This window comes from Candidatus Competibacter phosphatis, assembly GCF_012939995.1.
GTDB classification, from domain to species: Bacteria; Pseudomonadota; Gammaproteobacteria; order Competibacterales; family Competibacteraceae; genus Competibacter; species Competibacter phosphatis.
On record NZ_SPMZ01000089.1, the window covers coordinates 1 to 8,385 of the forward strand.

Sequence of the window (8,385 nt, forward strand, 5' to 3'; positions counted from 1 at the left end):
ATGTGCAGCCGTTCCAGGACACGAGCGACTAACCGGGGGGGTAGGCCGGTGGCCGGTGGTGAGCGTGGCCTCCGCCACGTTCACGATTTGGTTTCTGATAGAATCCGGGATCGCGTCCAGACGGGGGATCGGTCGAGGGATCGTCGAAATAGGGCGCGGGCGCCCAGCTCAGCGGTTCAATGGCGCACATGATCCACCTCCCCCCGGTCGTTGGCCGGTGTCATGCGCGCCTTTTTGCAACGCGCCGAGGGCGATCCGCGCGCGGTTCAGCCGTGCTTGGGCCGTCCCGACGAGCGCGCCGCATTCGGCTTCCAGCGACGCCACGGCGCGCTGGAGTCGCCACAGTTCGGGGATCAGCAGAAAATCCCCGTTTCTCGGGCCCGGCGGCCGTTCGGGGTCGGCGACGATCGGTGACGGCGCCAGGAGCCCGCGTAGCTGGCGATGGATCGCCACCAATTCGTCGAGTTGCCGTTGGAGGAGTTCGTCCGCCGCAAGAAATGGCGAGGAGTTGGACGAGAGGGGATGGCCGGTGAATCCGGCGGGAACGGAGAGGGATGCCGACGCAACGCGGCAATCCGGCGTGCTAGCCATGACTGACCTCCAGTTAGGTCGGTTACTGGTCAGGTTCTGGGGGGGGATTGATTTCTCCGCCAGAACCGCTTTTTCGCGTTGAATGAATCAACTGTAGCACTACTTGCGCGGCGGATAAAGACGAGCGATGCGCCGCCGAAACCGGCTTGAGAAGAAAAATGCGGGAGCGAACGGTCCTGAAGTCGGCGGGGGACGGCGCCACGGCGCGAAGCACGAGGGCGCGCGTGAATGAGGGAAGGAACGCGAAGGGTCGCCGTTCGGCGGGCGCGAAGAAAAAACGGAATGCAATCGAAAGCATGATTTCACCCGAAAGCAGCGATAACTTACCCGTTGCCCCAAGCGGCCTCGAAAGTTGAGGCCAGACTTGGCGCGGACTCGAAAAAAACGTCTTTTTCCAGGTAAATCAGCCGTGCCGCTTTCCGGGACGACCGGCCTCACCCGCTGGTCCGTGGAAACGGTGGCGAACGGGCTGTTGGCCTCTGGGGCAGGCAACTGGCCACCCGATTCGGGCTGGGCAGTCGCGCGGGCTGTTTCCCCTCTGCTTCAAACAGCGTGGGTGACGCAATGCCGGTCCGGCTCGCGCCGGTGGCGGGACATCTGTAGTCGCGGGCGTCATCGAAACGGAACGTTTCAAGGGCGGCGGCCTCCCACCTGCTCCCAAGGCCACTATTTTCAAGCTAGCGCCTCATCGAAAAGCTGTCAACCTTCCTCACGCGCCGAGGCATGAACGCGCTCGGCGATGAAACGCCCGAGAGCGCTGTGGAGCTGGTGTGATTCCAAAATTTCCTGGGCTATCTCGGATGTGGTGCAGCGCTTTTCGTTCGCCAAGTGGGCGAGCGCTCGGCGGGCCGCCGGTTGATCCAAGCGGTAGGTCGCCATGAGCCAACCGGTGGCGAGGTCGAGCGCTTCGGTCGCCGGTTTCTTCCCGCGAAGATCGCGGGAGCGGGCCAGCACGATTTCGACGGTGGCGGACAAGTTGTGCAGATCCGACGATTTCAGCAGATAGCCCCACGCGCCGGCCACCGCCGCGCGCCGGATGGATTCGGGGCGTTGATCGACTGTCAGTACGATGGCGGGCATCCGCTCTCTCAGCCGTTGCAGGAGATTGAAACCCGAAGGCGATTCTGGTCCGGGCGGGCCGAGATTCAAATCCACGATGGCGAGGTCGGGCGACTCGCGCTCCGCCAGGGCCAGTGCTTCGCGGCCGTTTGTGGCTTCCAGGATCGCGAAGCGATCGTTCTCCAGAACGAGCCGGACCAACGCACGCGCGCTGGCATTGTCTTCGACCAGCAGGAGAGTGATCGGACGCGCGGCGGGCACGAGTGACGTTTCATCCTCGGCTAATTCGTCCATGAAATGCCGTAGGGCATTCTGGGTATTTTCAACCTCTGCTTGGAGCGTTTGGAGCGAGAGAGCGGTTGGAGAACTGGACCGTTCCCAATCGCGCGCCAAATGCCGACAGCGTTCCGCGAGTGAGGTGGCGCCGGTGCTGAGCGCCGCGCCGGTCAGCGTGTGTAATAGATTCTTGGCATTTTCTTGGTCCCGTCGCTGGCAACACTGTTCCAACTCTTGCATGAGGTCCGGGGTGGTGCTCAGAAAGCTCCAAATCAGTTCCCGCAAACCGGCGGGTTTCGTTCTAAAGCGATTGAGGTGATCGCGATTGACGGCGGAATCCCGTGGCGATTCAGTGTTCATAATACGTTCCCAAGAAAGCCGAAAGAGAGAATTTTTGGATGGATCGCTCAATGCCCCATTGGGTAAAAATCTCGGCGAGCACATCGGATTCGAGCGGTTTGTGGTGGCAGGCATTCATCCCGGCCGCCTTCCAGTCCTGTTGATCGAGGTTTAATACGTCGGCGGTCAGGCCAATGATCGGTGTACGAGTATTGAGGCCGGCCCGTTGGTGGCGCACTCGGCACGTCGTTTCCAATCCATCCATATCCGGCATCCGAACGTCCATCAGGATTAGATCGAAACGCTGCCGCGCGCACGCCGTCAGCGCCTCCGTACCATTGGCGGCGGTGATGACTTCCGCATTCAATTCCAAGAGGACGAACTGTGCGTACAAACGACTCTGCCGTTCGTCGTCCACCACCAACACCCGGCGGCCACCGGGCCGGAAGGATTTGCCGAGTCGCCGTTCGGACACAGCTTCGTCTTGGGGAGCGATGAGCCGCGAGTGCGCGTCATCCTGAATAGCATACGGTTCGTTGTCGCATTCAGGTGCCGGTGGCGACAGGGTGAACGGCAACTCGACGTAGAACGTCGAGCCTTTTCCGGGCTGGCTTTTTTAACGTAATGCGTCCATTCATGAGTTCGACGAGCTGGCGACAGATCGCCAGTCCCAACCCGTTCCCGCCATGCCTTCGCGTGGTGGATGAATCGACTTGCGTGAACGGCTCGAAGATTTTCACTTGCAGCTCGGGAGAAATACCGAACCCAGTATCCTGGACGCTCAAGTGGAGGTCGCATGTATCCTCGCCGGTTTGCTGGTTCCAGGCGCGAATCCGAACCTGGCCTTGCGCGGTGAATTTAATGGCGTTATCGATCAGATTGTGTATGACTTTTTTCAAATTGCTCGCCGTCGGTTCGGACCCATTCCGGCAAGTCGGGATCAAGGCTCAAGGTGAGGCGCAGCTTTTTGGCCCACGCGCGTACCTCAAACGGCTTGACGACGCGCTCCAGCAGTTTTTTTGAGCGGACACGGTTGTTCCCGTAGAGGGAGTCCGCGCGCTTCCAGTTGGGAGAAATCCAAGATGCTATTCATTTCTCTCAATAATCGATCCGCATCTTCCCGTATCATCACGAGATAGCTGTTCTGTTTGTCCGAAAGCGGCGTCTTTTCCAGCAAGGAAAGCGCACCGAGTAGGCCGTGCAGGGGCGTGCGGATTTCGTGACTCACGTTCGCGATGAACTGTGATTTCGCATGGCTGGCCGCTTCGGCTTGCTTGCGGGCAACGACTAACTCGGCGTTTTGCTGTTTCATTTCCCGCACGGCTTCCTCGACCTGCCGGGCGAGATCGGCTTGCGAATCGGCGATGCGGGTCATCAGGGCATTGAAGGTGATCGCGAAAAGCTGGGCTTCCCGTACCCCGCGGACCTCGACCCGACGGAAACGCGCGACGGTTTCGGGGTCGGACATCACCCGCGCCAACCGTTGGATCGGGCGGGTCAATTGACTCAACGCGAACAGCATCACCGCCGTAAAGGACAGAATGCCGGTCCACATCACGATCAGGATATGTCGGTTGATTTGATTCAGGTCGGCTTGCAGTGGGGTCTTGGTCAAGGTCAGGACCACGAATCCGATGATGTTGGGCGCGTCGCGCGAGGTGGATGGAGTGGTCGGTTGACGGACCCTGCCTCCGAATGCATGGGGGTCGCGGTCTGGCGAGGTGATTTTTCGTTCGTGAACCGGGGTCATGATCGTGACGGAATCCGGCCGTTCGATGACGTGGGTTCGTGTCGTCGAGGCGCCGACGAGCGTATTCATCCTCGGAGGGACGGGGTTCGATCCGAACGCGGATAGCGTCTTGCCTCTGGAATCGAAGATCATGAGTCCGGTAACGTTTGGATAAGCGGCCAGCGTCTCCAAACGCGATTCGATGTGTTCGACCGCTGCTTGGATGATCGGCAAGCGACTTTCTTCAGCGATCCGTAGAGACAGCGTTCGCCCATTTTCGATTAAATCGCCATAGAAATAGGCACTCAATCGTTGTTGCAGAAAGAGGATGACGCTGAAGCTTAACGCGAGCATACCGATGAGAAAGCCACTCACGAATAATTGATGCAGGGTGAAAGGCGGTCGAAAAGCGACCATCAGCAACCCTCCGAGCAAGCCTCAAGGATTTGAATACAGGGGATGGGCACGTTGGATCAGCGCATCGCTCACGGTGAGGCCCAAGTGACGTGCGGTTCGCAGGTTAAAAGCGAGTCGGCCGGCTCGCGAAAACCGCAACCCCGTCATTCGAGCGTGTTGTTGGATCAAGGTGCCCAGCTCGCTGCCGATCGCGGCGTAGTCGGGATAGAGCGCGAATAAAAAACCGCGTTTAACGTGGACGATCGTGTCCGAAAAGACGGCGATACCCCGGTCCCAGGTTTGTTCGAGCACGTAGGAATAGATCAGCTCGTCGTTCAGTTGAATGGTGTTGCCACCGAACCACAGCGCCGTGGTGTGGGGATCGAGGGTTTTGAACGTCCTCGCGAGTTGTCGCGCCAAGTCGAAGGCGTCGGTCACGCCGATGGTTTCGATGTCGAGACGCGCGTCCCGCGCCGCCTTCCTGACCGGTATCAGCCAAGGTGCTTCCTGGGCATTGTAGTAGGTCACCACGCGCCGGATGTCGGGCAGCAGCTCGCGCAGCGTGCGGAGGTAAAGCGTCGGATCGACGGTCAAACTGATGCCGGGAAGTGGAACCTGGCCCGGTAGCGCGTTGACGCCGGTTAAAAACACATTGCTTCGGTGTTGCCCGCTTTGCTCGTAGAAATCCAGCGCCTGGAGTCCAAGGAGCACCACCGTCTTGTCGCGACCTTCGATCAGCCAGCTTTGAAATTCTTCTTGCGAGGTGGCGGCCGTGATCTTCTTTTTGTAAGACGGGTGCGCCGTTGGTGTGGGCGATGCCGTCCAACATCTGCTCGAACGCTTCCCGGTAGGGTACGGGAGCGTCCGGGTATATCGCCAACCAAGGTGCCGCAAACGTTTGTGGAATCGGATAAGATAAACAAAATAACATGAAGATCACGCAACGAAAAATTGTCTTTTTCATCGCGCAATCGGACCGTGATCTGTGTCATGCGATTGATGATGAATTGGCGTTGCTTTAACCCGTTAAAAACGATGCAGCAAGGTAAAGTAAAAACGTGCGACCGGACAAAGGGATGTCACTCGGTAAAAGCACTCCAGGACTATCATCCACGGCATCCGCGTCAAACAAGTTTCGTATATCGAAACTGACCTCAAAATCTGACGCAATTTCGTAGCGTACTAATCCATCGATTATCGTATAGGGTTCCGTGCGAGGCCGAGGGTCCGTGAACCCTCGATCTCTCAAACCGACGTAGCGCGCCTGAATCGAAAAAAAACCAGGGTTTTTTGTTGCCGTTGCAAACGAGCCAGTAAAAGGTGATGGGGAGCATAACCAATATCTGTATTCGTGGTTTGATCTTGATTGTCTTGATAACTATAAGATCCATAAAACTGGGTCTGCTGGTCAATATCCCACAGTGTTTCCAATTCCATTCCATGGCCGATTTGATGGGCAACGTTCGTCGGTGTCAACGTGAAACCTTCATTATTAAGAAGCCGAATTTGATCGCTTGTTTCTTGATAAAATAGAGCCAAGCGGGCTAATAAATCAGGATGGATTCGATAATCAAATGCAAGCTCAACACTTTCAAGTTGTTCGGGTTTCAAGTCAGGATTGCCAATAACAAGAGGAGATTGGCGACTTCGAGTATCGACGAGCGATGGACCTCGAAATCCTCGTCCATAAAGTAGTTTAGCAGATAAATAAGGGGAAGCATCCCAAACCAAGGCGATTCGAGGGCTAAATTGATGGCCATAATCTGAATAGTGATCGTAGCGAACCCCCCCAAGTCAGCGCCCAATCCTGATAGAGATGCCACTCATCTTGCAAGTAAATAAATTGTAGATCATTGGAAAACGTGCGTCCGCCAAAGGTTAATAGATTAGGATCTTCAATAGCTTGGACAGTTCCAAGAGGGATCGTCAGGCCATTGATCAATGTGTAGTTTCGACTTTCGGAATTCTGCTTTATCCGATTGGTTTCAGCTCCAAAACCCAGGCTGAAATGATGAGAAGGCCAGCCCGTATACTCCACTCTGCTTTGTAGTCGAGTTTTCTGGAGTTGTATGTTACTATTTGAGATGACTCCATTGGGGAAAAGATTAAATGCGCCCGGTGGAAATAGATGAGCATTATTGATGAGGGTTTGATAAAATAATTCATCGAATATAACCTTTGCTTTCCATTGATCCCCATTAGTCCGCCATTCAAACCGACCCTCGAACGTGTTGGTATCGATAGTACCGTAGGGATCAAGAGCAGCGGCAAGACCGATACCCATCCCAATATCACGACCCAGCGAGGTTCGCAGCATCAGCGAGGTATGGTCGCCAGTCACATTCACAAGCGCGCCGAACAGGCGTTGGTTCGTGTTAGACAGACCTGGCGCTAGGGATGCGCGAGTGCCGAATAGGTGATCAATACTTGTTTGCAAATCGGCAACGATAAAAGGGGCATCACCGTCGCTCGCTTTATATTCAAAAGCGCCGACAATGTCGAAGTTGCCGACCCGCCCCCCCGCTCATCCAGCGCGCATCATACGTTTGCAGCGAGCCACCACCCAGCGTTATCTGCGTTTTGTCAGGCGGGGTTTGGCGGGTAATAATATTGATTACTGCGGAAAAAGCGTCGGCGCCGTATAAGGCGGAACCTGGGCCGCGTATGATCTCGATTCGATCAATCATATCCAGCGGTAATAGACCAAGCACGGCCAATCGATCCCCGGATAGGTCATTGGTTTGCGGAATGCCGTCCAGCAAGATCAGGACAGTTTGATTAAAACTGGACCAAAACCCACGAACAACAATAATCGGCTCAATACCAGCTATATTCTGGGCCAGAAAAAAACCAGGGACTGTTTGCAACACGTCATATAAATCTCGCGCGCCCATATTCTTGATTTGCTCCGCCGTAATAACGGACGTAACCGCTGGTGCGCTTTGGATCGATTGACTATAGCCCGATGCGATAGAGACATTGTCAGCAACGACTTCGCGCTCGGTGGGATATGGGCCAAAAATATTATCCTGCGCCATGCAGACTGAGATAGGGGTAATTAAACAGCAGCATACTTTCATATATCTATACATCATGATCTACCCATAATTCATCATTATGATGATCGCTGGAATGGAGAATCATTTGGAATCGATTGATGATCACCACAAGCAGCAAATCATTGGAGCGCGTTCTTCCGTGTCTCTATTATTTTATCTCATGACCCTTTCAAGCATGGTGGTCGCCTTTGTCTTCTTCACCGGTTGGGCCTATGCTTATCACTACTTTGCGCACTTTAAAGTGGGGCTATTGGCGCTAAATCTACCCATTGCGACCTATCCCGGTTTTAGTTTTTGGGTTTTTCAAGCGTGGTGGTGGCTATTTCTTCCTTATGTCTGTTTAGTTGTAATGCTGGTGTTTTTTTGAACCCCGACTAGCATTTTGGTGGGCTCGAATCAAAGAAAAATCGTCCGCTGTTGCTCACGCATGTGCAGGTCATACTCACCTTATCGGCCTTTTTTATTGGCTTGGTGGGCTACCGGAATCAGTGCCGGGCGTTATTTTCAAGGACAGAAAGCTAATCGTTTTTCGGATTTACCACGAGTGGGCGTCTGGCTGAGCAAACCACCCGTGGATGAAACCTTGCGGGAGCTATACGAGGAATTACCTAAAGGTGTTTATCGATTGCTGCTGGAAAATCAAGATCGCCTGTTTCTGTTCAAGCCATCTTCCGATGGACAATCGGTTCAGGGGCCTGTCATCGAATTACCTTGGAAAGAAGTCAAACTGGTACGAGTTTTACCCTGATCTCTTCCGGCAACTCTGTCCTTTAAGAGGGGATGGATGTCCTGTACCTTCATCCTGTTGCGTCTTCCGATATGGCGGAATTCCGCCGTATCGAACCACCTTACCCTCACCGGCATTGTAACTGGCTAAGGTCAATGTTACATCCTCGTTAAAGTGATCCAGCAACCCGCGCAAAATCGCGAGTACCG

13 protein-coding genes are annotated in these 8,385 nt (G+C 54.9%); 2 read left to right on the forward strand and 11 right to left on the reverse strand.

Annotated features, from left to right (window positions below):
* Nucleotides 1–28: 28 nt before the first annotated feature.
* The 10 genes from E4P82_RS20480 to E4P82_RS20530 all read right to left on the reverse strand — a co-directional run bounded on the left by E4P82_RS20480 (nt 29) and on the right by E4P82_RS20530 (nt 7,428).
* On the reverse strand, nt 29–190 hold the full coding sequence (locus tag E4P82_RS20480; RefSeq protein ID WP_169250614.1) for a hypothetical protein: 162 nt from the start codon (nt 188–190) through the stop codon (nt 29–31).
* A complete protein-coding gene (locus E4P82_RS20485; RefSeq protein WP_169250615.1) occupies nt 169–591 on the reverse strand; it encodes a hypothetical protein in 423 nt (140 codons plus the stop codon). The genes E4P82_RS20480 and E4P82_RS20485 overlap by 22 nt, the downstream gene beginning before the upstream one ends.
* Nucleotides 592–1,290: 699 nt before the next feature.
* Nucleotides 1,291–2,286, reverse strand: coding sequence for a response regulator (locus tag E4P82_RS20490; protein WP_169250616.1), 996 nt, complete (start codon nt 2,284–2,286; stop codon nt 1,291–1,293).
* Entirely contained in the window at nt 2,276–2,683 is a 408-nt protein-coding gene (locus E4P82_RS20495) for a response regulator (protein WP_211203239.1), read from the reverse strand. The genes E4P82_RS20490 and E4P82_RS20495 overlap by 11 nt, the downstream gene beginning before the upstream one ends.
* 127 nt (nt 2,684–2,810) lie before the next feature.
* A complete protein-coding gene (locus E4P82_RS20500) occupies nt 2,811–3,164 on the reverse strand; it encodes an ATP-binding protein (protein ID WP_169250618.1) in 354 nt (117 codons plus the stop codon).
* A gap of 86 nt (nt 3,165–3,250) precedes the next feature.
* The gene (locus E4P82_RS20505) at nt 3,251–4,411 is read right to left on the reverse strand and encodes a histidine kinase dimerization/phospho-acceptor domain-containing protein (RefSeq protein ID WP_169250619.1); all 1,161 of its coding nucleotides are present in this window, start codon (nt 4,409–4,411) and stop codon (nt 3,251–3,253) included.
* Nucleotides 4,412–4,432: 21 nt separating this feature from the next.
* Nucleotides 4,433–5,101 (reverse strand): type 1 periplasmic-binding domain-containing protein, encoded by a 669-nt coding sequence (locus tag E4P82_RS20510; RefSeq protein WP_169250620.1) that lies wholly within the window; start codon nt 5,099–5,101, stop codon nt 4,433–4,435.
* A gap of 534 nt (nt 5,102–5,635) precedes the next feature.
* A complete protein-coding gene (locus tag E4P82_RS20520) occupies nt 5,636–6,121 on the reverse strand; it encodes a TonB-dependent receptor plug domain-containing protein (protein ID WP_246327768.1) in 486 nt (161 codons plus the stop codon).
* Nucleotides 6,122–6,134: 13 nt separating this feature from the next.
* Nucleotides 6,135–6,827 (reverse strand): TonB-dependent receptor, encoded by a 693-nt coding sequence (locus E4P82_RS20525; protein WP_169250621.1) that lies wholly within the window; start codon nt 6,825–6,827, stop codon nt 6,135–6,137.
* A gap of 43 nt (nt 6,828–6,870) precedes the next feature.
* A complete protein-coding gene (locus tag E4P82_RS20530; RefSeq protein ID WP_169250622.1) occupies nt 6,871–7,428 on the reverse strand; it encodes a TonB-dependent receptor plug domain-containing protein in 558 nt (185 codons plus the stop codon).
* A 106-nt stretch (nt 7,429–7,534) separates the two neighbouring features.
* Here E4P82_RS20530 and E4P82_RS20535 point away from each other — a divergent pair, with 106 nt between their 5' ends.
* Together E4P82_RS20535 and E4P82_RS20540 are read left to right on the forward strand one after the other, a co-directional pair.
* Nucleotides 7,535–7,816, forward strand: coding sequence for a hypothetical protein (locus tag E4P82_RS20535; RefSeq protein ID WP_169250623.1), 282 nt, complete (start codon nt 7,535–7,537; stop codon nt 7,814–7,816).
* Between the two features lie 177 nt (nt 7,817–7,993).
* Complete coding sequence (locus E4P82_RS20540) at nt 7,994–8,197, forward strand: hypothetical protein (RefSeq protein ID WP_169250624.1); 204 nt, start codon at nt 7,994–7,996, stop codon at nt 8,195–8,197.
* On the opposite strand, the gene E4P82_RS23420 is transcribed toward E4P82_RS20540, so the two are convergent.
* Entirely contained in the window at nt 8,189–8,371 is a 183-nt protein-coding gene (locus tag E4P82_RS23420) for a lytic transglycosylase domain-containing protein (protein ID WP_338140975.1), read from the reverse strand. The genes E4P82_RS20540 and E4P82_RS23420 overlap by 9 nt on opposite strands.
* Nucleotides 8,372–8,385: the final 14 nt, after the last annotated feature.